This is a genomic window from Streptomyces sp. NPDC046203, from assembly GCF_040646255.1.
GTDB lineage: Bacteria > Actinomycetota > Actinomycetes > Streptomycetales > Streptomycetaceae > Streptomyces.
In genome coordinates this window covers 49,318-69,309 of record NZ_JBEYZX010000016.1, presented here as the reverse complement: position 1 = coordinate 69,309, position 19,992 = coordinate 49,318, and the positions used below count along the sequence as shown (strand labels likewise).

Sequence of the window (19,992 nt, the reverse complement as noted above, 5' to 3'; positions counted from 1 at the left end):
TGGTCCGCTGGTGCGCGTCCGGGGTGGTCACGGCGGAGGCCGTGACCACCCGGGAGTGATTCCGGTCCGGAGAGATCCTTCTCCGGACCGGTTTTTTCGTCCGGACGGCCCTTGGGCTTGCCCGGCGGGTCTTGTCCGGCGGATGAGGGTCGGACAACCTCCTAGTCCAGGGTGAGTACCGCCTTGCCGTGGAGCCCCCGGGTGAGCAGGGCGTCGATCGCCTCCCCCGGGGCGTCCCAGCTGCCGCGCCAGGTGATGCCCGGGTCGAGGTCGCCGGCCGCGACCCGCCGGGCCAGCCAGGCCAGATCGCGGTCCAGGCCGGTGCAGGCCAGCAGGAAGAACGTCACGATCGACCGGTCGTGCCGGCCCTGGTCGCCGAAGAACGCCCCGAACGGGAAGTCCTCCCCCTTGTCGGCGCCGTGCCCGACCGAGACGAGGGTGCCGCCCTCGTTCAGCGTCTGGTACGCCTCGACGAGCAGCGGTCCGCCGACCATGTCGATCACACCGTCCACCGGCCGGCCTCCTTCGGCGCGCTGATCACCTCGTGGGCACCCAGCCCGCGCAGCAGTTCGCCGTGGGTGTCGGGGTCGCGGGTGACGGCCAGGACGTGGGCGCCCGCCGCGCGGGCGAGCTGGACGGCGTACCGGCCGACGCCGCCGGTGGCTCCCGTGACGAGGACGTCGCGCCCCAGCAGGGGGCCCATGCGGTGCAGGGCGCGCAGGGCGCTGGTGGCGGCGACCGGAATCGTCGACAGCGCGGCCGGGTCGGCTCCCTCGGGGGCGACGCCGATCCACGCGGTGTCCACCGCGCGCAGTTCGGCCCAGGCGCCGTCGGGCATCAGGGTCACGACCGGCGTACCGGCGGCCGGTCCGGAACCGTCGGCGGCCGCCCGTTCCACGACACCCGCGGCGTCCCAGCCCAGGACGGTGCCTTCGGGTGCTCCGGCCAGCCCGAACGCGATCTCTCCGTAGTTGAGCGAGATCGCGGTCACCCGGACCAGGGCCTGGTGGGGTGCGGGGACCGGGTCGGGGACGGTGCCGAGTCGCAGACCGGTGGGGGCCGAGCGGTCGATGAGTAACGCGCGCATGGAAACACTCCCGAGAGGAAAATGCCACTGAGTGGCGTAAGCCTACAGGCGGCATTCGCTCTCGGATAGACTCCCGCCGATGACGACCACGCCCCCGCCCTCCGCTCCCGCCTCGGCCACTGGCGCCCCGTCCGCCGGTGCCGTCTCCGCCGGCGGATCCTCCTCGGCCGCCCGGCTCCCCCTGCGCGAGCGCAAGAAGCTGCGCACCCGGCAGGCCCTGATCGACACGGCACTGGAGCTGTTCGAGGAGCGCGGATTCGACGCGGTGACGCTGAACGAACTCTGCGACGCGGTCGAGGTCTCCAAGCGGACCTTCTTCCGCACCTTCGAGAGCAAGGAGGACGTCGCCCTGGCCCCGACCCAGGATCTGTGGGCGGCCTTTCTCGACGTCCTGACGGAGTGCCCGGCGGACGGGCGCACGCTCATCGCGCTGTTCGAGGACGCCCTTGTCGCCGCCATCGACCGGATGGACGCCGACGGCTGGGCCGAACGCACCCTGGCGAGCCGCCGGGTGGCGGCCAGGACCCCGTCCATGGACGCCCATGACCTGGCGTTCTGTCAGCGCACCAGCCGCGCCGCGCTCACCGTGGTCGAGCAGCGGTTCGGCGTTCCCGGTACCGGCGACGTCCGCGCCCATCTGGCGCTCGACATGCTGATCGCGGCGTTCCACCGGGCACTCGACGACTGGATGGCCGATCCCGCCGGACCCACCCGCGAGGACCTCGCCCGCCAGCTCCGCGCGACCTGCGCGGAGCTGCCCGGCGCGCTGACGGTCAAGGCCGGATAGTCACGGCCGGGCAGTCAGGGCGGACCGTTCAAGAACCGGACGGTCAGGTCCGGACGTCCAGGGCCGGGTAGCGGGTCCCGCGCCCGCTCCCCGTAGGGTCCCCGGCATGGGAACTCTCCTGCGCCTCCGGCTCATGGCGTGCTGCGCCGCCCTGCTCACCGTCGCCGCCGGGCTCGGCGTCAGGGCCGTGGGCTCGGGCGCCGTCGCCAAGTACGCGGGGGACGCGCTCTACACGGTCCTCGTCCTGACCCTGGTGGTGCTGGTCGCGCCCCGGGTGCGGCCGGCCGTCGCCGCGTGGACCGCGCTCGGGTTCAGCTGCGCGGTGGAGCTGTTCCAGCTGACCGGCGTCCCGGCGGACCTGGCCGCGCGCAGCACGCTCGCGCGCCTGGTGCTCGGTACGTCGTTCAACGCGCCGGATCTGCTCTGGTACGCGAGCGGCGCGGCGGTCGGCTGGGCCGTCCACCGCGCCGTACACGCGCGTGAGTCGCTTGAGAACGCGCACAGCGCGTAGAAGCGAGGGATTGAGGGATTGAGGGTCAGTCGTTGGCGACGACCGGGTAGCGCGGGGTGCCCTCGGCCATCTGCCGCAGGGCGTCCTTGCGGTCGCGCTTGGAGAGCTTGTCGATGTACAGGAACCCGTACAGGTGGTCCGTCTCGTGCTGGAGGCAGCGGGCGAAGTAGCCGGTGCCGCGGACCTTGATCGGGTTGCCGAGCATGTCCTGCCCGGTCACCTCGGCGTAGTCCGGGCGCGCCAGGGCCGCGTAGGCGGTCGGGACCGACAGGCAGCCCTCGTTGGACTCGTCGAGGATGCGGTGGTCGGCCGGCAGGTCGACGAGGACCGGGTTGATCACATGGCCGACGTGGCGGGTGCCCTCGTCGTCCATGCAGTCGTAGACGAAGACCTTCAGGTCGACGCCGATCTGGTTGGCGGCGAGGCCGACGCCCTCGGCGGTGCGCTGGCTGGTGAACATGTCGTCGATCAGCGTCGCCAGCTCGTCGCCGAACTCGGTGACGTCCTTGCACTCCCGGTGCAGCACGGGGTTGCCGACGACCGTGATGGGGCGCGAGGTCCCGCGCTCGCGGTGGGCCGCCTCGCGGGCGTCGGTGTCCTCGGTGTCGACGATGAAGCCCTCGTTGTCGACGTCGTACACGCCCATCGGTCCCTGCTCCTGCTCAGTGCCCTGCTGCGACATCTCGGCCGTACGCCCTCTTCCTCGAACCGGTCCGCCCCCGACGGCTGGTCGCGGGGCCGGAGTACAGCCTACGGGGAGCGGTCAGCAGACTTCCTCCAGATCACGCCATTCCCGGCTGTCCGGGCTGTCCGCGACCCAGCCGTCGAGCAGCCCGCGGACCAGGCTCGCCGGGGCGGCGATGCCGCATTCGCGTTCGGGGACCCACAGCTCGCCGGGCGAGCGGTGGCCGAGCGGGCCGGGGTGGCCCGGTTCGCTGTGATCGTGCGGGTCCAGGTGCTCGCCCTCGCCCTCGGCGCTGGGCATCGTCGACTCGGAGCAGGCGCGGCACAGCAGCCGCACGGAGGACGACCAGTCCTCGGCGGCGAAGCCGGCGTCGGCGGCCAGCTGTTCCAGGGCGTCCCGGTCGGCCTCGGTGGCGGCCTCCAGGAGCACCACCCAGGTGGGGACGGGGGACGGGGCCCACAGCTCGATCTCGTCGAAGACCGGGTAGGCGGGTCCGGCGCTGGTGGTGCGCTCGCCGTTGGGTACGCCGTCGTGCAGCACGACCTCGCCCCAGCGCCGCCCGGACGACGGCAGCGGGATCGACAGCACCTCGATCCGGGCCGGGTCGAGCCGGCGGCCCCAGACGACCTCGGCCTCGCCCTCCGGGGAAAGCCGCACGGCCGCGCTGCCGAGTTCCATGCCGGCCGGCTCGCCGGTGCCGGCGGAGGCGCCGGGCACCTTGAGGCCGTACGCCTGCCAGGCACGGCGGGCCAGCGGCCAGTCCTGGAGGGCGGTGGCGGCGATGCCCACGTTCCACCAGTCCGGGGCGCCGTTCTCCTTGTCGAGCAGCGCGACGGCCCGCAGGCCCGCGGTCCGCGCCTGCTCCCAGTCGTGCCGGAACTTGTGCAGCAGGGCCAGGTTGAACCAGGACTCGGAGAGCCAGGGCTCCAGGTCCGCCGCACGCGTCAGCAGGGCGCCCGCGTCCTCGTACCGGCCGTCCCCGATCAGCGTGAACGCCCGGTCGGTGGCCTGCCGCCACGAGGCGGAGGGCCGATGCCGTACCTTCCCGAAGATCCTCACGATTCCCGCCTGCCGGTCGCTTCACCCTCTTGTTCGCATCCAACCATGCCCGGTCGGACGCGCGCTCATTACCCGTGGGTTACCCCGGTGGGACAGGGCCGACGCCCCTTGCACGACGGTGGTGGCGGAGGGTGTCCGGGCGGCTCCGTCACGCGGTCGCCGCAGGGGTCCCGGCGGTCTCGGCGACCCCGTCCGTCCCGTCCGCCCCGTCCGTCCTACCCGATCCGGCCGCAGCGGCGGCGGTCGCGGTTCCGGCCTCGGCGGCGGTCGCCGGGCCGCCCCGGGCCAGGACCCGGGCCAGCGCCTCGACCACGTCGGGGTGGTAGTCGCGGGCGGTGCCGAGCCGCAGCCGTTCCAGGGCGGTGGGCCCGCCGCCCGCACCGTCGGCACCGCCCGCGCCGCCCGCACCGTCGGCGGCCAGCTCGTCGTACGCGTTGACGACCCGGACGATCCGGGCCGCGAGCGGCTGCTCCCGGTACGGGTCGGCCTGCCGCTCCACGACGACGGCGACCTGGGGCGGGACACCGGTCTGCCGGACCACGGCCCCGCCGAGCAGCGCGATCCGGCGCTGCTCGGCGGGCGGCAGCGGGGCGGTGGCGCCGCCGGCCACGGGATCGACGAGCGAGAGCTGTCCGATGTCGTGCATGAGCGCCGCGTAGGCGAGCACCGTCAGCTCCGCCCCGGCCAGACCCAGCTCCCGGCCCACGGCCCGGCTGAGCGCGGCGACCCGGTGGGCGTGCCCGGGGCGGGTGCAGCCGGCGACCTCGGTGGCGCGGGCGAGCGAGGCGATGGTCTCGCGGTTGGTGGTGCGCACGGCGGCGAACCGGCGGAAGGAGACCTGGGCGAGCAGCAGCGGTACGGCGAAGACGGGCAGCGCCCACAGCCCGACGACGGCCACGCCGAGGGCCATGACGGCGCCGGTGGCGCAGACCGCGGAGCCGATGCCGACCAGTCCGCGCAGTTCGTCGCGGAGCAGCGGGGCGAAGGGGGCGGCCGGGACGGGGGTGGCGCCGGCGGCGCGCGGGGCGCGGCGGGCGGCGGAGCGGGCCCGGCGCAGCAGGGCGGCGAGGACGGCGTCGCACAGCGCGGTCAGGAGCAACAGGAAGAGGAGCAGGAGGGCGTACGAGGGGCCCTGGCCGAGCCGGGCCGCGAGCGGGCTCCCGGCGGAGAACGGCTGGAAACAGAGGGCCGCGAAACCGACGCTCAGGATGCCCCGGGCCAGGTGGTCGAGTTCCGGGCCCCGGCCGCGCAGGACGTGCGGCAGGGCGCCGAGGAGCGCCGCCGGGGCCACGATGGCGACGGTCTGGAGGACGCCGTGGTGGGTGGGATGTCCGGCGTTCCCGCCGAGCAGGGCGTACGCGAGGGAGGCGGCGGCGGTCGTCGGGGCGGGGTCGCGTTCCCGGGGCTCGCCGAGGCCAGGCAGGGTGGCGGTGGCGATCCCGGCCCGGCGGGTGAGCTCGCCGAGGCCGATGAGGGCGGCGAAGGCGAGGGCGGTGACAGGGTCGTCGAGGCCGCCGGCCAGGGCGCTGCCGAGGCCGCCGAGGGTGAGCAGCAGGGCGCCGGTGTGGACGGCGCCGATGGTGAGGCGGCCGGGCCGTCCGGGGCGGGGCCTCACGCCCGCTCCTCCTGGAGGGACGCGGGATCCGGTGCGGCGGCGGACGGCGCTTCCGGAGTCTCCGGGGCGTCCGGGCCGGAGGCCGAGGCGCCGGAGGCGGGGCCGGGCACGGAACCGGAGGCGGGGCCGGAACCGGAAGCCGGGCCGGGAACGGAACCGGAGGCGGGGCCCGGGCCGGGAACAGAACCGGAACCGGGCGGTACGGGCTCCGCCGGGCGCGGCCCCGCGGGCTCGGGCGGGCGCGGGGTGGGGACGGCGGTCTCGTCGGCGGTGACCTCGGTCTGCCAGCCGTGCCGCTCCAGCGCGCGGGCGAGCGCGGCGACCATATGGGGGTCGAACTGGGTGCCCGCGCACCGCTCCAGCTCGGCGAGGGCGGCCTCGACGGGGCGGGCCCGGCGGTAGGAGCGGGTGGAGGTCATGGCGTCGAAGGCGTCGGCGACGGCGACCACGCGCGCGTACTCGGGGATCTGGTCGCCCTTGAGGCCGTACGGATAGCCGCTGCCGTCCAGATGCTCGTGGTGGTGCAGGATCGCGCTGCGGGCCTCGCCGAGGAAGCCGATGCCGCGGACCATCTCGTGGCCGTACTCGGGGTGCAGTTCGATGATCCGGCGCTCCTCGGTGGTGAGCGGCCCGTCCTTGCTGAGGACCCGGGTCGGCACGCCGAGCTTGCCGACGTCGTGCAGGACCCCGGCGAAGCGGACGACCTCCAGACGGGGCTCGGGCATGCCGAGCTCCTCGGCGATGAGGACGGAGGCGCGTCCGACGCGTTCGCTGTGGCCTCGGGTGTAGCTGTCCTTGATGTCGACGGCCTGCACCAGGGCCCGGATGGTGGCCTGGTGGGCGGCCCGCTCGCGGTGGTACTGGGCGAAGGCCCAGCAGGAGACCGACACCGGCAGCAGGACGAAGACGGCGGCCACCGGCCCGTAGTCGCTGCGCCAGAGCACGGCCATCATCAGGCCGGCCAGGGTGTGCACGGCGTGCGGGGCGAGGGACCGGCCGAGCAGTCCGCGCCAGGCGGCGTGCGGCGGGACCGCCTCGACGGTGGCGCGGATGCCGCCGTCGAGGGCGGTGAGCGCCAGACTGAAGGCGAGCGCCGTGGCCCCGGAGGGCAGCAGGACGTACGGGAAGTCGGGGACGACGAGGCCCGGTCCGAGCGCGTCGTGGCACGGCAGGAACTGTCCGACGCGGGCCGAGGCCCAGACGGCGAGGACGAGCCGGGCGGCCCGCCAGAGGCGGCGCAGGGCGACAGGCGGCTCGTCGACCGGGGCGAGCAGGGCACCGGGGACGGCGGTGAGCGCGGCGGCGGACGGCGGGAGCAGCAGCGCCGCGGCCAGCAGCACGGGGAAGAAGGAGCCCGCGCCGAGACAGGCGGGCAGCCGGCCCCGGCCGTCCTCGCCGTTCGCGTACGCCCGGCGGAGCCGCGGGCAGCGGGCGGGCAGCTCGCACGCGGCGTAGAGCGCGGCGAGCGGCAGCACGGTGGCCCAGGGGGTGGCCGCGCCGGGGCGTAACGCGGGCAGCACGGCGGCGCCGGCGGCGAGTACGGCGCTGCCGACGTAGCCGCGTGCGATGCGCGGGACACTCCTCCCGCGCGGAACGACCTCCACGCCCATCACCCGCGCCACGCTAGTGAGTGGGGGTGGCGCGTCGTGGCGCGCCGGACCCGATTCGCACCTTCGGGTGACAGGGGCGGCGGGAACGTGACAGGCCGGGCGAAGGACTCGCCCGGCCTGTGGTTCTGTCGTGGTGTCCGGTGGTACGGCGGGAGGCCACGGAAGGCCGCTCGCGCGGAACCGCGCGGTGCCTAGCCGTACTGGATGTACCGGATGCTCTGAGCCGTACCGGATGCCCTGGGAGGGCGGAGGAGCTCAGTGCTCCTGTGGGGTCGGCTCGGCCGTCTGGGCGGCGGCGTCCGTCGTCGCGACGACGTCCGTCTCGGGGATCTGGTGCCCGGTACGGATCAGCTCGATCCGCCCCATCACTTTGGCGCGCAGGTCCACCGGTACGTCGTCACTGCCGCAGCAGCGCTTGACCAGCTTCTTCACGGCCTGTTCGAGACCGTACTTCTCCAGGCAGGGGGAGCACTCCTCGAAGTGCACCTCGAACTTGGTGCAGTCGTTGTCCGGCATCTCATGGTCGAGGAACTCGTAGAGATGGTCGAGGATCTCGGAACAGTCCGTCTCGTGCGGCTCTCCGCAGCTCATGAGGCCGAACCTTTCAGATCGTGCGACGACTCTCCGGAGCCCGCGGGTACCAGCCCGCGATCGCGCGCGTAGTCCTCGAGCATGCCGCGCAGCTGGCGGCGTCCCCGGTGCAGTCGGGACATCACCGTACCGATGGGTGTCCCCATGATGTCGGCGATCTCCTTGTAGGCAAAGCCCTCCACATCCGCGAGGTAGACCGCGATGCGGAATTCCTCGGGGATCGCCTGGAGTGCCGCCTTGACGTCGGAGTCCGGGAGGTGGTCGAGCGCCTGGGACTCGGCGGAGCGCAGTCCGGTCGACATGTGCGACTCGGCGCGGGCGAGCTGCCAGTCCTCGATCTCCTCGGCGGCGGAGCGCTGGGGCTCGCGCTGCTTCTTCCGGTAGGAGTTGATGAAGGTGTTCGTGAGGATGCGGTAGAGCCACGCCTTGAGGTTCGTGCCCTCACGGAACTGGTGGAAGGACCCGTAGGCCTTCGCGTAGGTCTCCTGGACCAGGTCCTCGGCGTCCGCCGCGTTGCGCGTCATCCGCAGCGCGGCCGAGTACATCTGGTCGAGGTAGCCGAGGGCGTCCCGTTCGAAACGCGCGTTGCGCTCGGCGGTCGTCTCCTCGGGACCGTCGCCCGTCCCTGTGTCCGTCCCGGTGACCGGACCCACCTCCTCCAGAGCCACGGCGGACCCGAACGCGGGTCCGCTCGCTTCGGAGGATAGACGAGGATCCACATCGCCCGCCGCCCGAACAGGGGCGGTACGCACCGCCGGCAGCACGGTCCACTCCAGGTCCGTGGCCTTGGGGCGCTCGTGGCAGATGGTCGAACCCATGCGGCGGTCTCCCTCTTCCTTCTGGCTCTCACACACCGACGTCCGTCACAACAGCCCGTGCGCCCCCGGCATTCCCGGGGTCAGCGGAGGCCGGCGATCCAGCCGGAAACGGCGCGGACGAGCGTCTGAAGGGCCTCGTCCTGGCCGAGCGGGGCGCGCTTGGGCACGGCGAATCCGTGATCGCCGTACGGGACCTCGGCGAGGGTGTGGGGGCCGTCCGGGAACTCGGCGGGCTTGCCGAACGGATCGTTGCCGCCCTGCACCACGAGCGTCGGCAGGCCCGTGCCGAGGAGTTCGTCACCTCGGGACTTCTCCGGCTTGCCCGGCGGGTGCAGCGGGAAACTCAGGGCGAGGACGGCGCTCGCCCCCAGCTCGGCTCCGGTCCGGCAGGCGACCCGGGCCCCGGCGCTGCGCCCGCCCGCGATCACCGGCAGGCCGGGGGCGGTGAGCGCGGGCCACAGGCCCCGCCAGCCGGTGTCGAGGGTCTTCGGGGCGGGCGCGACCTTCTTGCCGGCCACCCGCCAGGGCTGCTCGACCAGGGCCACGGTCACGCCTTCGGCGGGCAGCGCGGCGGCGAGCGCCCGGAGGTCGCGGGCCTCGATGCCGCCGCCCGCGCCATGGCTCACGGCGAGCACGGTCCACGGCTTCTTCGCGTCGATCCAGGTGATCCGGGCGTCCCCGGCGTCGGTGGGCACGGTCTCGGTCCGGGGCGCGGGGCCCGTCCGTCCGCTCGCGGTGGTGCTGTCGGTCTCGGTCACCCGCTCATCCTGCCGTGACCGGCGCGAACGCGGACGGAGGGACACCGTCCGCCGGGGGCCGGAGGCGCACGGGCTGCCTGGCGTACGTCCGGAGGTGCACGGGCTGCCTGGCGTACGTAAGGAGGTACGCGTCAGAAGAGCGTGCCGACCTCCGGCCCGTCCAGTTCCGTCAGCAGCTCGGGCCCGTTGTTGCGGACGTTGCTGACCGCCGTCCCCACCGGGAAGGCCCGCATCAGCCCCTCGGGCGGGGCCGCGAGCAGCGCCCGTACCTCCTCCGGATCGGTGCACGTGGGGTCGAGCCAGGCGTCCCAGCGGTCCGGGGTCAGCATCAGCGGCATCCGGGGGTGGATCTCGGCGAGCGAGCCCGGGCCCTCGGCGGGGGCGACGGCGAGCGGCCCGGTCTCCGCCTCCGTGGTGACCACCGAGCAGGTCGCCCACCAGGCCGCCGGATGGCCGTCGGGCAGCGTCCGGTCCCGCCAGAACTCGAACAGTCCGGCCATCGCGAAGACGGAGCCGTCGGCCGGGGTCACGAAGTACGGCTGCTTCCGGGCCCGCTTCCGCCTGCCCTCGACCTCCAGCTCCCGCTCGTCGGCGCCGGTCACCCACTCGTAATAACCGTCGGCGGGCAGGATGCAGCGCCGGGTGGCGAAGGCCTGCTTGAAGGAGGGCTTCTCGTGCACGGTCTCGGCGCGCGCGTTGATGAGCCGGGCGGCGCCCTCGGGGGTCTTCGCCCAGGACGGGACGAGCCCCCACTTCAGCACCCTCATCTGCCGAACCGGCCGCCGCGGGTCCGCGTCCTCGCCCTTGAGGGGGCGTTCCAGGACCGCGTACACCTCCTTGGTGGGGGCCACGTTCCAGTCGGGGGCCAGGGTCTCCTGCGGGTCCCACCGCTCGACCCCGAAGGTGTCCGCCAGGTCCTCGGGGCGCCTGCTCGCCGCATACCGTCCGCACATGAGTGCCACACTGCCACGGTCCCGCCCTCCACCGAGAGCCTTCCTCACATGCCCGCTCAGACGCCCGATCACCTGCCCGGTCTTCTCTTCGTCACCCAGCCCGCGCCCGAGTCGTGGATCGTGATCGCCACGGCGGTCGCGGCGCTCGTCGTGGTGGTGCCCCGGCCGCTCTGGCGGCTGTCCCGCAACGCGATCACCATCGCCCACGAGGGCGGCCACGGGCTGATAGCCGTGCTGACCGGCCGCCGGCTGCAGTCGATCCGGCTGCACTCGGACACCAGCGGTCTCACCGTCTCGCGCGGCAAGCCCACCGGTCTCGGCATGATCCTCACGGCCGCCGCCGGCTACACCGCCGCCCCGCTGCTCGGCCTCGGCGGCGCCGCGCTGCTCGGCACGCACCGGCCGGTCCTGCTGCTGTGGCTGGCCACGCTCCTCCTGGTGGCGCTGCTGATGATGGTCCGCAACCTCTTCGGGATCCTCACCGTGCTGCTGGTCGGCGGCGCGTTCAATCTGTTCCTCGCGTACGCCGGCCCGGACGTGCAGGCTGTCTTCGCGTACGCGGTGGTCTGGTTCCTGCTGATCGGCGGGGTCCGCCCGGCCTTCGAGCTCCAGGCCCAGCGGCGGCGCGAGGGCGGCGGCGACTCCGACGCCGACCAGCTCGGCCGGCTCACCCATGTGCCGCCCACCCTGTGGCTGTTCTTCTTCCACGCCGTCTCGCTCTGCTGCCTGATCGGCGGCGGGCGGTGGCTGCTCGGCCTCTGAGGTACGGGGGAGGCACGCCTCCGAGGTACCGGGGGAGGCACGGGCGGCACCTGACGGCGCGGCGCGGCACGACGCGACACGACGCGACACGACGCGGCACGGCGCGGGGAACGGGGCCCGCCCCCCCTCGGACGGCGGGCACGGACAGTGGCGCTCGGCGTGCCGCGGGTGAGGGGTGCCCCCGTAGAGTTAAGGACATGACCGATAGCCCTGTGTCCACCGATCCCCTGACCGGCCTGTGGCCCGCCCCGTACGCGGACGGCGCCGTCGACGCCACCGTCACCGTGCCCGGGTCGAAGTCGGTCACCAACCGGGCCCTGGTACTCGCCGCCCTGGCCGCCGAGCCGGGCTGGCTGCGCCGCCCGCTGCGCTCGCGCGACACCCTGCTGATGGCGGAGGCGCTGCGCACCCTCGGCGTACGGATCGAGGAGGGCGTCGGCCCGGACGGCAGCGGCGAGGCCTGGCGGATCGTTCCGGCCGGGCTGCGCGGCCCGGCGACGGTGGACGTCGGCAACGCCGGTACGGTCATGCGCTTCCTGCCGCCGGTCGCGGCGCTCGCCGACGGCCCGGTCCGCTTCGACGGCGACCCGCGCTCGCACGAGCGTCCGCTGCACGGGGTCATCGACGCGCTGCGCGCGCTCGGCGCCCGGATCGACGACGACGGGCGCGGCGCGCTGCCGATGACCGTGCACGGCACCGGCGCGCTGGAGGGCGGGGTCGTCGAGATCGACGCCTCCTCGTCCTCGCAGTTCGTCAGCGCGCTGCTGCTGTCGGGCGCGCGGTTCAACCAGGGCGTCGAGGTCCGGCACGTCGGCGGCCGGCTGCCGTCGATGCCGCACATCCGGATGACGGTGGACATGCTGCGGGCGGCCGGCGCGCGGGTCGACGAGCCGGAGCACGGCGGCGAGCCCGACGTGTGGCGGGTCGCCCCGTCCGCGCTGCGCGGCCGCGACCTGGTCGTGGAGCCGGACCTGTCGAACGCCCAGCCCTTCCTGGCGGCGGCGCTGGTCACCGGCGGCCGGGTCACCGTGCCGGACTGGCCGGCCCACACCACCCAGCCCGGTGACGCGCTGCGGGAGATCTTCACCTCGATGGGCGGCTCCTGCGAGCTGACCGAGGCGGGGCTGACCTTCACGGGCACCGGCCGGATCCACGGCATCGACGTCGACCTCGGCGAGGTCGGCGAGCTGACCCCCGGCATCGCCGCCGTCGCCGCGCTCGCCGACTCCCCCTCGACCCTGCGCGGGGTGGCCCATCTGCGGCTGCACGAGACGGACCGGCTCGCGGCCCTCACCCGGGAGATCAACGGGCTCGGCGGCGATGTCACCGAGACCGAGGACGGACTGCACATCCGCCCGCGCCCGCTGCGCGGCGGCGTGTTCCACACGTACCACGACCACCGGATGGCGACCGCGGGCGCGATCCTCGGTCTGGCCGTGAAGGACGTGGAGATCGAGAACGTGAAGACGACCGAGAAGACCTTGCCCGACTTCCCGACGATGTGGACCGAAATGCTCGGGGTCTGAGTCATGCGGCGTTACGGCAAGCACACCGACGCGGACGACATCCGCCAGCGGCCCAACCGCAAGGGAAGCCGCCCCCGTACGAACATCCGCCCGAAGCACGAGGACGCCGTCGAGGGCATGGTCCTCACCGTCGACCGGGGCCGGCTGACCTGTCTGGTCGACGACCGGATCATCTTCGCGATGAAGGCCCGCGAGCTGGGCCGCAAGGCCGCGGTGGTGGGCGACCGGGTCTCCCTGGTGGGCGATCTGTCCGGGGAGAAGGACACCCTGGCGCGGATCGTGCGGATCGGCGAGCGCAGCTCGGTGCTGCGCCGGACGGCCGACGACGACGATCCGTACGAGCGGGTGGTCGTCGCCAACGCCGACCAGCTGGCGATCGTCACGGCCCTGGCCGACCCCGAGCCCCGGCCGAGGCTGATCGACCGCTGTCTGGTGGCGGCGTACGACGGCGGGCTCGAACCCTTCCTGGTGCTGACCAAGTCGGACCTCGCGCCGCCGTCGGAGCTCCTTGAGCTGTACGGCGATCTGGACATCCCGTACGTGGTCGTCAACCGCGACGAGCTGTACGACGGCGGGGCGGCGGATCGGGTGCGCACCTATCTGGACGGCCGGGTCACCGCGTTCGTGGGCCATTCGGGTGTGGGCAAGACGACGCTGGTGAACGCGCTGGTCCCGGAGGAGCGGCGGCGGATCACCGGTCATGTGAACGCGGTGACCGGCCGTGGCCGGCACACCACGACCTCGGCGCTCGCGCTGCCGCTGGACAAGGCCGAGGGCTGGGTGGTCGACACCCCGGGTGTCCGGTCCTTCGGGCTCGCGCACATCGACCCGTCCCGGGTCATCCACGCCTTCCCCGACCTGGAGGCAGGTACGGAGGAGTGCCCGCGCGCGTGCAGCCACGACGAGCCGGACTGCGCGCTGGACGCCTGGGTCGAGGCGGGGCACGCCGATCCGGCGCGGCTGGTGTCGCTGCGGCGGCTGCTCGCCACCCGGGAGCGGCGCGAGGGCGACTGATCCCTCGTGGGGCCGGCGGCGGGTCTGGCTGACGGGCTGTCCGCTTGTCGGGGTGCCGGGGTGCCGGGGTGTCCGCCTTGCCGGGGTGTCCGCCGACCGGGCTGACGGGGCATCGGACCCCCGTCACCGAAGTCGCGGCGGAATCGCGCACGTTTGCGGGCCGCCACGGCTGGTAAGTGCATAATCGCACCAAGTGAGCCGAGTGAGCCACGGGATTCGAGTGGCGGAGCGGCCACCGAGGCGTGGGAGGCACTGACGATGGCGTGGCTGCTGGTGGTGATCGCCGGATTCCTGGAGACGGGCTTCGCGGTCTGCCTGAAGCTCTCGCACGGCTTCACCCGGCTGTGGCCGACGATCGCGTTCGCGTCCTTCGCGCTCGGCAGCTTCGGCCTGCTGACCCTGGCGCTGCGACGGCTGGACGTGGGTCCGGCGTACGCGGTGTGGACCGGGATCGGGGCGGCCGGAACGGCGATCTACGGAATGATCTTCCTGGGCGACGTAGTGTCCACGCTCAAGATCGTCTCGATCACGCTGGTCATCGTGGGCGTGGTCGGGCTCCAGCTCTCCGGCTCCGCGCACTGACCGTCCCGGCCCGCCGCGCCCAACGCGCCCTGGGACCGCGAAGTGCCCAGCGCGCCCTGTGGGCCTCGCGTACCCGGTGAGCCCGGTGAGCCCGGTGAGCCCGGCACCCCTTGCGCGCTCCAGGGGACGGCCGGCGCCACCACATGACTGAGCGCCAGCCGTACGGCCAGCTCACAGCCCGCCGCCCACCGCTCCCCCGCCGAGGCCGCGGCCTCGGCGACCAGTTCGCCGGGCGCGGGCGGCCCCTCGTCGGCCCGCCGCTGGGCGGGCAGGGGCGCGGCCCTGGCCCCGGCCCGGACCGGGCGGGGCCGGGGCAGCCGGTCGCTCCAGGCATCGGTGAGCAGGGCGCGCAGCAGCGGTCGTTCGGCGGCGCGCACCACGGTCCACTCGGCGACGGCGGCCAGATTGCGCGCGGGCGGGGCCGGGGCGGCGAGCAGCCTGCGTACCCCTTGGAGGTAGGCGTCGGCCTCCCGTCGGGCCAGCGCCCGGGCCAGCCCCTCCTTGCTGCCGAACTCGTTGTAGAGGGTCTGCCGGGACACCCGGGCGTCCCTGGCCACGTCGGCCATCCGCACGGCGGACCAGGGCCGGTGCACGAGCGCGTCGAGCGCGGCGTCGAGCAGGGCCTCGCGGGCAGTCGGCATGAGCGCCTCCCGGAATGTCTCCCGGACCGTACGGATCCGCGCGTACGGACCCGTGCCCAGCGTCGGCAGCCGGCCACCCGCTGTCAAGGTCCCCGGCCAGGGGGCGGCTCTTCGGGGGATAGAGTTCCGGCATGGCCGATTACCACGACGACCTGCGTCTGGCCCATGTCCTCGCGGATGCCGCGGACGCGGCCACGATGGACCGGTTCCAGGCTCTCGACCTGAAGGTCGAGACGAAGCCCGACATGACTCCGGTGAGCGAGGCCGACAAGGCCGCCGAGGAGCTGATCCGGGGGCAGCTGCAGCGCGCCCGGCCGAGGGACGCGATCCTCGGCGAGGAGTACGGGGTCGAGGGCTCGGGCCCGCGCCGCTGGGTGATCGACCCGATCGACGGCACCAAGAACTATGTGCGCGGGGTACCCGTTTGGGCGACCCTGATCGCGCTGATGGAGGCCGGGGAGACCGGTTTCCAGCCGGTGGTCGGCGTGGTGTCGGCGCCCGCGCTCGGCCGCCGCTGGTGGGCGGCGAAGGGGCTCGGAGCGTACACCGGCCGCAGCCTGGCCTCGGCGTCCCGGATCGGGGTGTCGAAGGTGGAGCGCCTGGAGGACGCCTCGTTCGCGTACTCCAGCCTGAGCGGCTGGGAGGAGCGGGGCCGGCTCGACGGTTTCCTCGACCTCACGCGCGCGGTGTGGCGGACCCGCGCGTACGGCGACTTCTGGCCGTACATGATGGTCGCCGAGGGCGCCGTGGACCTGTGCGCGGAGCCGGAACTGTCCCTGTGGGACATGGCGGCGACGGCGATCGTGGTCCAGGAGGCCGGCGGCACCTTCACCGGGCTCGACGGACGACACGGCCCGCACAGCGGGAACGCGGCGGCGTCCAACGGGCTGCTCCACGGCGAGCTGCTCAGCTATCTCAACCAGCGGCCGGCCGACGACGCCGACCTCGTCTGACCACCAGGTCGGCCCCGGTCGCCCTGTTCGCCCCGCCGACTTCCGGTCGCCCCTGATCGCGACTGTTCACCTTTGATCGGGCCGTCCCCTGCCGGGGGCGGCCCGTCCGTGTTCCACCGTCCGTGTTCCACCCATCCGCCCGGTGCTCCGTCCGGCCGCCCCTCAGCGCTCCCGCGGTGCTCCACGCGCCCCCTTGCCGCCCTTCTCCCCCCGGTGCGAATCTGAGACTCCCTTCACTTGTGAACTTGTGAACGGGTTCTCGAAGGCCACGATTCGGGGGTGGTTCCCTCCATGTTCGTCCGCGACGCCATGACTACCACGATCCTCACCATCGGCCCGGCCCACACCCTCCGCCAAGCGGCCCGTCTGATGTCGGCGCGCCGCGTCGGCTCCGCCGTCGTCCAGGACGGCGACGCGGGAGGCTTTGGCATCCTCACCGAGCGCGACATCCTCGACGCGATCGGCATGGACCGCAATCCCGACCTGGAGACCGCCGACGCGCACACCACCCGGGACGTCGTCTACGCGGCGCCGACCTGGACCCTGGAGGAGGCCGCGGAGGCGATGACCCGCGGCGGCTTCCGCCACCTGGTGGTGCTCGACGACCTCGGGCCGGTCGGCATCGTCTCCGTACGCGACATCGTCCGCTGCTGGGTCCCGGCCCGACTGGCCGCCTGACGGCACCCGCGCACCTCCTGGACCCCCGAGCCGGGAGGTACGCGGGGCTGCCCGGCGGCGGCCACCGGAACTCCCACCAGGACCCCGACCCGTACAGCCCGTCAACCGCGCACGGCCGGACCGGCCACCCGAACGCGGGACACCGCCCGCCGGCACCGTCCACCATCGCGTCCCAGATTCTGGACAGAGTCCAACTCGAACCCGTATCCAAAATCACACTCATTCAAGAACAGCCCGCTCGGCTGTTAGGCTGACGCCCATGAGTGACCTGTTGGAACGACTGCGCGGCCGCGGATGGCGGATGACCTCGCAGCGTCGTGTCGTGGCCGAGGTGCTGGACGGGGAGCATGTGCACCTGACCGCGGACGAGGTCCACTCGCGCGCGGTGGAACGGCTCCCGGAGATCTCCCGGGCGACCGTCTACAACACGCTGGGCGAAATGGTAACGCTCGGTGAGGTGATCGAGGTCGCCACCGACGGCCGCGCCAAGCGGTACGACCCCAACGCCCACCGCCCGCACCAGCATCTGGTCTGCGCCCGCTGTGGCGCGATCCGCGATGTGCACCCGGCGGGCGACCCGCTGGCCTCCCTCCCCGACTCCGAGCGCTTCGGCTTCGCGATCTCCGATGTCGAGGTCACCTATCGCGGCATCTGCCCCGGCTGCATGGCGGCCGGCGTCTGACGCGACGCGCTCCCCGAACGGAAACAAGGCCCCTGCCCGACGGCGGGGGCCTTTCTCGTACGCGCCCGCGCCCCGCCGCGTACGCGTACACACAGGGCCGGACAACGGCGAAGGCCCGGATCGTGTGAAACGATCCGGGCCTTCGGCTACTGAGTAGCGGGGACAGGATTTGAACCTGCGACCTCTGGGTTATGAGCCCAGCGAGCTACCGAGCTGCTCCACCCCGCGTCGGTGAACACAACCTTACGGGACGGCTCCGACCAGAGCAAATCCGTAACCCGGCACCCTCACGTCACGCCCGTCACACGCGCCACACGCGTCCCAAGCATCACGCACCGGCGTCACGCGGTCAGCTCCTGGTGCAGGGCCTCGCTCAGCCGGGCCGCCCGCTCGGCGACCTCGGACGGGCCCAGTTCCACGGCCCGGTCGCACCAGCGGCGGCCCTCGGTCAGCTCCCCGCGCCGGGCGGCGAGCAGGGCGAGCCGGAGCGCGGCCCGGCCGTGTCCGGCGTGGGCGGCGCGGGTCCACCACAGGGCGGCCTCGCGCTCGCCGCCCTCGCGGGCGAGCAGCAGCCCCAGGTTGAAGGCGCCGTTGCGGGAGCCCGCCTCGGCCGCCTCCCGGTACCAGCGGGCCGCCTCCGCCACGTCGCCCCGGTCGGCGGCGAGCATGCCGACCCGTACCTGGGCGCGGCGGTGGCCCTGGCCCGCGGCCCGCTCGTACCACTCCTCGCACTCGCTCTTCTCGGCGCGCGGGGCGCCCAGCACCACCGGGCCGGGGGCCGGCCGGCGCGCGTCGAGGACCGTGGCGAGCCGGTAGGCCGCCTCGGCGCTGCCGCCGCCCGCCGCGCACCGCAGATGCCGTTCGGCGCCCTGCTCGTCGCCGTCGCGCAGACAGGCGATGCCGACCTGGAGCGCGGCCTCGGTGTGGCCGGCGGCCGCGGCGCGCTCGTACCAGATCAGGGCGGAGCGGTCGTCGTCGCGGCCGGCGTAGAGGATGCCGAGGTTGAAGGCGGCGTCGACGCTGCCGGCCTCGGCGGCCTTGGAGAACCACGGTTCGGCGCCGTTCGCGTCGCCGGCCTGGAGCAGCAGGACGGCGAGCGCGTTGGCCGCCTCGCGGTGGCCGGCGTAGGCGGCGCGGCGGTACCACTGCTCGGCCTGGGCGACGCGTTCCTGGGCGGCACAGAGCAGACCGAGGTTGTACGCGCCGTTCACGTCGCCCGCGTCCATGGCGGCGCGGTACCAGCGCTCGGCGGTCTGCTGTTCGCCCCGGGCGGCGTGCAGCGCGCCGAGCGCGTTGGCGGCGTTGCCGTCGCCCTCCTGGGCGGCCCGCAGCCACCACACGGCGGCGCTCTCCTCGTCGCCCGCGTCGCGCAGCAGGAAGCCGAGCGCGCACGCGGCCTTGGCCTCGCCGTCCTTGGCGGACATCAGGTACCAGCGGCCGGCCTCCTTCAGCTGGCCGCGCTGTTCCAGGATCGCGCCGAGGTGCAGGGCGGCCTTGCGGTGGCCGCGCGCGGCGGCCTGCCGGAACCACTGCTCGGCCTCGGCGAGCCCGCCCGCGGGCCTGCTGCCGGTGGCGCTGTCCGCCGCGGCTTCGCCCGTACGGGGAAGCGGCATGACACCGATGTCACCGCCGGGAGTGACGGGCGCGGCGGACACGACGGACGGGACGGGGGCGACCGGCGGGAAGGCCGCGCGCAGCCGGGTCCCGGTGCCGGGGCCGCCGCCGGGGCCGTACGCGTGTGGCCCTCGGGCCGGTTCCGTCGCCCGGTGCTCCAGGGCGAGGGCGAGCCGGAAGGCGGCCTCGCGGTGGCCCTGCTCGGCCGCGGCGCGCAGCCAGCGTTCGGCGCCGACGTCGCTGCGGTGCTGGAGCAGATCGGCGAGCGCGAAGGCGCCGAGGGCGTGGCCCTGCTCGGCGGACTGGCGCAGCCAGTACTCGGCGGCCGGCTCGTCGCCGCGCTCGCGGTGGTGCCGGCCGAGTGCGTGCGCGGCGGGCGCGGAGCCCGCGACGGCGGCGACCCGCCACCAGGCCGCGGCCTCGTCCGGGTAGCCGCGCTGGTGCAGCAGCACGCCCAGGTTGTTGGCCGCCGCCCGGTCGCCCTGGGTGGTCGCGGCCCGCAGGAACGGCTCGGCGCCGTCCAGGTCCCCGCGGCGCAGCAGCATCGCGCCGAGGACGCTCATGGCCGCGGCGTCGCCCTTCTCGGCGGCGAGGCGGTGGCGGGCCTCGGTCTCGGCTTCGGTCTCGTGGTCGGTCTCGTGGTCGGCGGTGGTGCTGCCGACGGTGGCATCGACGGCCCCCGCGGCCTCGATGATCTCGTCTGCGGCGTTATCGGCACGCCGCTGCACAAACCGCCCTGTCTCCAACAGAGTTGCCCTGTCCCCCATAAAACCCATCGTCGCACCACCCGCAACCCGCGTACACCTGGTATACCGCAGCCCGTGAGGTCACTTCAGCGTTTTGTCGACATGCCCACAGAGAGACAAGTGAAACACGTTTGGCACCAACTCGCCTCTCTCGTACCGCCCTTCGGGGGACACGGTGTGTCCCGAGACGCACCAAGGGCCCGAATCCAATTGGATTCGGGCCCTCGACTGCAGTAGCGGGGACAGGATTTGAACCTGCGACCTCTGGGTTATGAGCCCAGCGAGCTACCGAGCTGCTCCACCCCGCGTCGGTGAACCAA

The 19,992-nt window shown here is 73.9% G+C and carries 21 protein-coding genes and 2 tRNA genes; 9 read left to right on the top strand and 14 right to left on the bottom strand.

Annotation, left to right across the window (positions count from 1 at the left end):
- Positions 1-161: 161 nt before the first annotated feature.
- Together ABZ990_RS15320 and ABZ990_RS15315 are read right to left on the bottom strand one after the other, a co-directional pair.
- On the bottom strand, positions 162-512 hold the full coding sequence (locus tag ABZ990_RS15320) for a zinc-binding dehydrogenase (RefSeq protein WP_361230941.1): 351 nt from the start codon (positions 510-512) through the stop codon (positions 162-164).
- On the bottom strand, positions 500-1,087 hold the full coding sequence (locus ABZ990_RS15315; RefSeq protein WP_361230939.1) for a hypothetical protein: 588 nt from the start codon (positions 1,085-1,087) through the stop codon (positions 500-502). The genes ABZ990_RS15320 and ABZ990_RS15315 overlap by 13 nt, the downstream gene beginning before the upstream one ends.
- A gap of 79 nt (positions 1,088-1,166) precedes the next feature.
- On the opposite strand from ABZ990_RS15315, the gene ABZ990_RS15310 reads away from it, so the two are divergent.
- Positions 1,167-1,874 (top strand): helix-turn-helix domain-containing protein, encoded by a 708-nt coding sequence (locus ABZ990_RS15310; protein WP_361230937.1) that lies wholly within the window; start codon positions 1,167-1,169, stop codon positions 1,872-1,874.
- Positions 1,875-1,980: 106 nt separating this feature from the next.
- The gene (locus ABZ990_RS15305; protein ID WP_361230935.1) at positions 1,981-2,385 is read left to right on the top strand and encodes a DUF2809 domain-containing protein; all 405 of its coding nucleotides are present in this window, start codon (positions 1,981-1,983) and stop codon (positions 2,383-2,385) included.
- A gap of 25 nt (positions 2,386-2,410) precedes the next feature.
- Here ABZ990_RS15305 and def read toward each other — a convergent pair whose 3' ends face one another.
- The 8 genes from def to ABZ990_RS15265 all read right to left on the bottom strand — a co-directional run bounded on the left by def (position 2,411) and on the right by ABZ990_RS15265 (position 10,474).
- Positions 2,411-3,067, bottom strand: coding sequence for a peptide deformylase (gene def / locus ABZ990_RS15300; RefSeq protein WP_361230933.1), 657 nt, complete (start codon positions 3,065-3,067; stop codon positions 2,411-2,413).
- A gap of 81 nt (positions 3,068-3,148) precedes the next feature.
- Positions 3,149-4,129, bottom strand: a complete 981-nt coding sequence (locus tag ABZ990_RS15295; protein WP_361230931.1) for a hypothetical protein — start codon at positions 4,127-4,129, stop codon at positions 3,149-3,151.
- 148 nt (positions 4,130-4,277) lie between these two features.
- The gene (locus ABZ990_RS15290; RefSeq protein WP_361230929.1) at positions 4,278-5,744 is read right to left on the bottom strand and encodes a metal-dependent phosphohydrolase; all 1,467 of its coding nucleotides are present in this window, start codon (positions 5,742-5,744) and stop codon (positions 4,278-4,280) included.
- On the bottom strand, positions 5,741-7,354 hold the full coding sequence (locus tag ABZ990_RS15285; RefSeq protein WP_361231035.1) for an HD-GYP domain-containing protein: 1,614 nt from the start codon (positions 7,352-7,354) through the stop codon (positions 5,741-5,743). Before ABZ990_RS15285 ends, ABZ990_RS15290 begins: the two co-directional genes overlap by 4 nt.
- Before the next feature lie 255 nt (positions 7,355-7,609).
- Positions 7,610-7,945, bottom strand: coding sequence for a mycothiol system anti-sigma-R factor (gene rsrA / locus ABZ990_RS15280; protein WP_361230927.1), 336 nt, complete (start codon positions 7,943-7,945; stop codon positions 7,610-7,612).
- Positions 7,942-8,598 (bottom strand): sigma-70 family RNA polymerase sigma factor, encoded by a 657-nt coding sequence (locus tag ABZ990_RS15275; RefSeq protein ID WP_361231033.1) that lies wholly within the window; start codon positions 8,596-8,598, stop codon positions 7,942-7,944. Before ABZ990_RS15275 ends, rsrA begins: the two co-directional genes overlap by 4 nt.
- Before the next feature lie 245 nt (positions 8,599-8,843).
- Positions 8,844-9,521 (bottom strand): alpha/beta family hydrolase, encoded by a 678-nt coding sequence (locus ABZ990_RS15270; RefSeq protein ID WP_361230926.1) that lies wholly within the window; start codon positions 9,519-9,521, stop codon positions 8,844-8,846.
- Positions 9,522-9,652: 131 nt separating this feature from the next.
- Positions 9,653-10,474 (bottom strand): SOS response-associated peptidase, encoded by an 822-nt coding sequence (locus ABZ990_RS15265; RefSeq protein WP_361230924.1) that lies wholly within the window; start codon positions 10,472-10,474, stop codon positions 9,653-9,655.
- A 48-nt stretch (positions 10,475-10,522) separates the two neighbouring features.
- Here ABZ990_RS15265 and ABZ990_RS15260 point away from each other — a divergent pair, with 48 nt between their 5' ends.
- The 4 genes from ABZ990_RS15260 to ABZ990_RS15245 all read left to right on the top strand — a co-directional run bounded on the left by ABZ990_RS15260 (position 10,523) and on the right by ABZ990_RS15245 (position 14,358).
- The gene (locus ABZ990_RS15260) at positions 10,523-11,236 is read left to right on the top strand and encodes a M50 family metallopeptidase (RefSeq protein WP_361230922.1); all 714 of its coding nucleotides are present in this window, start codon (positions 10,523-10,525) and stop codon (positions 11,234-11,236) included.
- A gap of 197 nt (positions 11,237-11,433) precedes the next feature.
- Positions 11,434-12,762, top strand: coding sequence for a 3-phosphoshikimate 1-carboxyvinyltransferase (gene aroA, locus ABZ990_RS15255; RefSeq protein WP_361230920.1), 1,329 nt, complete (start codon positions 11,434-11,436; stop codon positions 12,760-12,762).
- A 3-nt stretch (positions 12,763-12,765) separates the two neighbouring features.
- Positions 12,766-13,776, top strand: coding sequence for a ribosome small subunit-dependent GTPase A (rsgA, locus tag ABZ990_RS15250; protein WP_361230918.1), 1,011 nt, complete (start codon positions 12,766-12,768; stop codon positions 13,774-13,776).
- Between the two features lie 258 nt (positions 13,777-14,034).
- Positions 14,035-14,358 carry a multidrug efflux SMR transporter gene (locus ABZ990_RS15245; protein ID WP_361230916.1) on the top strand — a complete coding sequence of 108 codons (324 nt, stop codon included), beginning with the start codon at positions 14,035-14,037 and terminating at the stop codon, positions 14,356-14,358.
- On the opposite strand, the gene ABZ990_RS15240 is transcribed toward ABZ990_RS15245, so the two are convergent.
- A complete protein-coding gene (locus ABZ990_RS15240) occupies positions 14,250-14,999 on the bottom strand; it encodes a TetR/AcrR family transcriptional regulator (RefSeq protein WP_361230914.1) in 750 nt (249 codons plus the stop codon). The genes ABZ990_RS15245 and ABZ990_RS15240 overlap by 109 nt on opposite strands.
- A gap of 131 nt (positions 15,000-15,130) precedes the next feature.
- Here ABZ990_RS15240 and hisN point away from each other — a divergent pair, with 131 nt between their 5' ends.
- From hisN to ABZ990_RS15225, 3 genes are all read left to right on the top strand, one after another.
- The gene (gene hisN / locus ABZ990_RS15235) at positions 15,131-15,952 is read left to right on the top strand and encodes a histidinol-phosphatase (RefSeq protein ID WP_361230912.1); all 822 of its coding nucleotides are present in this window, start codon (positions 15,131-15,133) and stop codon (positions 15,950-15,952) included.
- A 291-nt stretch (positions 15,953-16,243) separates the two neighbouring features.
- Entirely contained in the window at positions 16,244-16,630 is a 387-nt protein-coding gene (locus tag ABZ990_RS15230; protein WP_361230910.1) for a CBS domain-containing protein, read from the top strand.
- A gap of 259 nt (positions 16,631-16,889) precedes the next feature.
- The gene (locus ABZ990_RS15225) at positions 16,890-17,312 is read left to right on the top strand and encodes a Fur family transcriptional regulator (RefSeq protein ID WP_361230908.1); all 423 of its coding nucleotides are present in this window, start codon (positions 16,890-16,892) and stop codon (positions 17,310-17,312) included.
- 154 nt (positions 17,313-17,466) lie between these two features.
- On the opposite strand, the gene ABZ990_RS15220 is transcribed toward ABZ990_RS15225, so the two are convergent.
- The 3 genes from ABZ990_RS15220 to ABZ990_RS15210 all read right to left on the bottom strand — a co-directional run bounded on the left by ABZ990_RS15220 (position 17,467) and on the right by ABZ990_RS15210 (position 19,980).
- Positions 17,467-17,540, bottom strand: a tRNA-Met gene (locus tag ABZ990_RS15220).
- 113 nt (positions 17,541-17,653) lie between these two features.
- Entirely contained in the window at positions 17,654-19,702 is a 2,049-nt protein-coding gene (locus ABZ990_RS15215) for a tetratricopeptide repeat protein (protein WP_361230906.1), read from the bottom strand.
- A gap of 204 nt (positions 19,703-19,906) precedes the next feature.
- Positions 19,907-19,980 (bottom strand) — tRNA-Met (locus tag ABZ990_RS15210).
- Positions 19,981-19,992: the final 12 nt, after the last annotated feature.

What these genes read in the sequence shown, in the direction of transcription:
- hisN (WP_361230912.1), top strand. Translation starts at nt 15,131, where the DNA reads ATGGCCGATTACCACGACGACCTGCGTCTGGCCCATGTCCTCGCGGAT.
- ABZ990_RS15215 (WP_361230906.1), bottom strand. Translation starts at nt 19,702, where the DNA reads ATGGGTTTTATGGGGGACAGGGCAACTCTGTTGGAGACAGGGCGGTTT.
- ABZ990_RS15315 (WP_361230939.1), bottom strand. Translation starts at nt 1,087, where the DNA reads ATGCGCGCGTTACTCATCGACCGCTCGGCCCCCACCGGTCTGCGACTC.
- ABZ990_RS15240 (WP_361230914.1), bottom strand. Translation starts at nt 14,999, where the DNA reads ATGCCGACTGCCCGCGAGGCCCTGCTCGACGCCGCGCTCGACGCGCTC.
- ABZ990_RS15285 (WP_361231035.1), bottom strand. Translation starts at nt 7,354, where the DNA reads ATGGGCGTGGAGGTCGTTCCGCGCGGGAGGAGTGTCCCGCGCATCGCA.
- rsgA (WP_361230918.1), top strand. Translation starts at nt 12,766, where the DNA reads ATGCGGCGTTACGGCAAGCACACCGACGCGGACGACATCCGCCAGCGG.
- ABZ990_RS15310 (WP_361230937.1), top strand. Translation starts at nt 1,167, where the DNA reads ATGACGACCACGCCCCCGCCCTCCGCTCCCGCCTCGGCCACTGGCGCC.
- ABZ990_RS15305 (WP_361230935.1), top strand. Translation starts at nt 1,981, where the DNA reads ATGGGAACTCTCCTGCGCCTCCGGCTCATGGCGTGCTGCGCCGCCCTG.
- ABZ990_RS15265 (WP_361230924.1), bottom strand. Translation starts at nt 10,474, where the DNA reads ATGTGCGGACGGTATGCGGCGAGCAGGCGCCCCGAGGACCTGGCGGAC.
- def (WP_361230933.1), bottom strand. Translation starts at nt 3,067, where the DNA reads ATGTCGCAGCAGGGCACTGAGCAGGAGCAGGGACCGATGGGCGTGTAC.
- rsrA (WP_361230927.1), bottom strand. Translation starts at nt 7,945, where the DNA reads ATGAGCTGCGGAGAGCCGCACGAGACGGACTGTTCCGAGATCCTCGAC.
- ABZ990_RS15225 (WP_361230908.1), top strand. Translation starts at nt 16,890, where the DNA reads ATGAGTGACCTGTTGGAACGACTGCGCGGCCGCGGATGGCGGATGACC.
- ABZ990_RS15260 (WP_361230922.1), top strand. Translation starts at nt 10,523, where the DNA reads ATGCCCGCTCAGACGCCCGATCACCTGCCCGGTCTTCTCTTCGTCACC.
- ABZ990_RS15245 (WP_361230916.1), top strand. Translation starts at nt 14,035, where the DNA reads ATGGCGTGGCTGCTGGTGGTGATCGCCGGATTCCTGGAGACGGGCTTC.
- ABZ990_RS15230 (WP_361230910.1), top strand. Translation starts at nt 16,244, where the DNA reads ATGTTCGTCCGCGACGCCATGACTACCACGATCCTCACCATCGGCCCG.
- aroA (WP_361230920.1), top strand. Translation starts at nt 11,434, where the DNA reads ATGACCGATAGCCCTGTGTCCACCGATCCCCTGACCGGCCTGTGGCCC.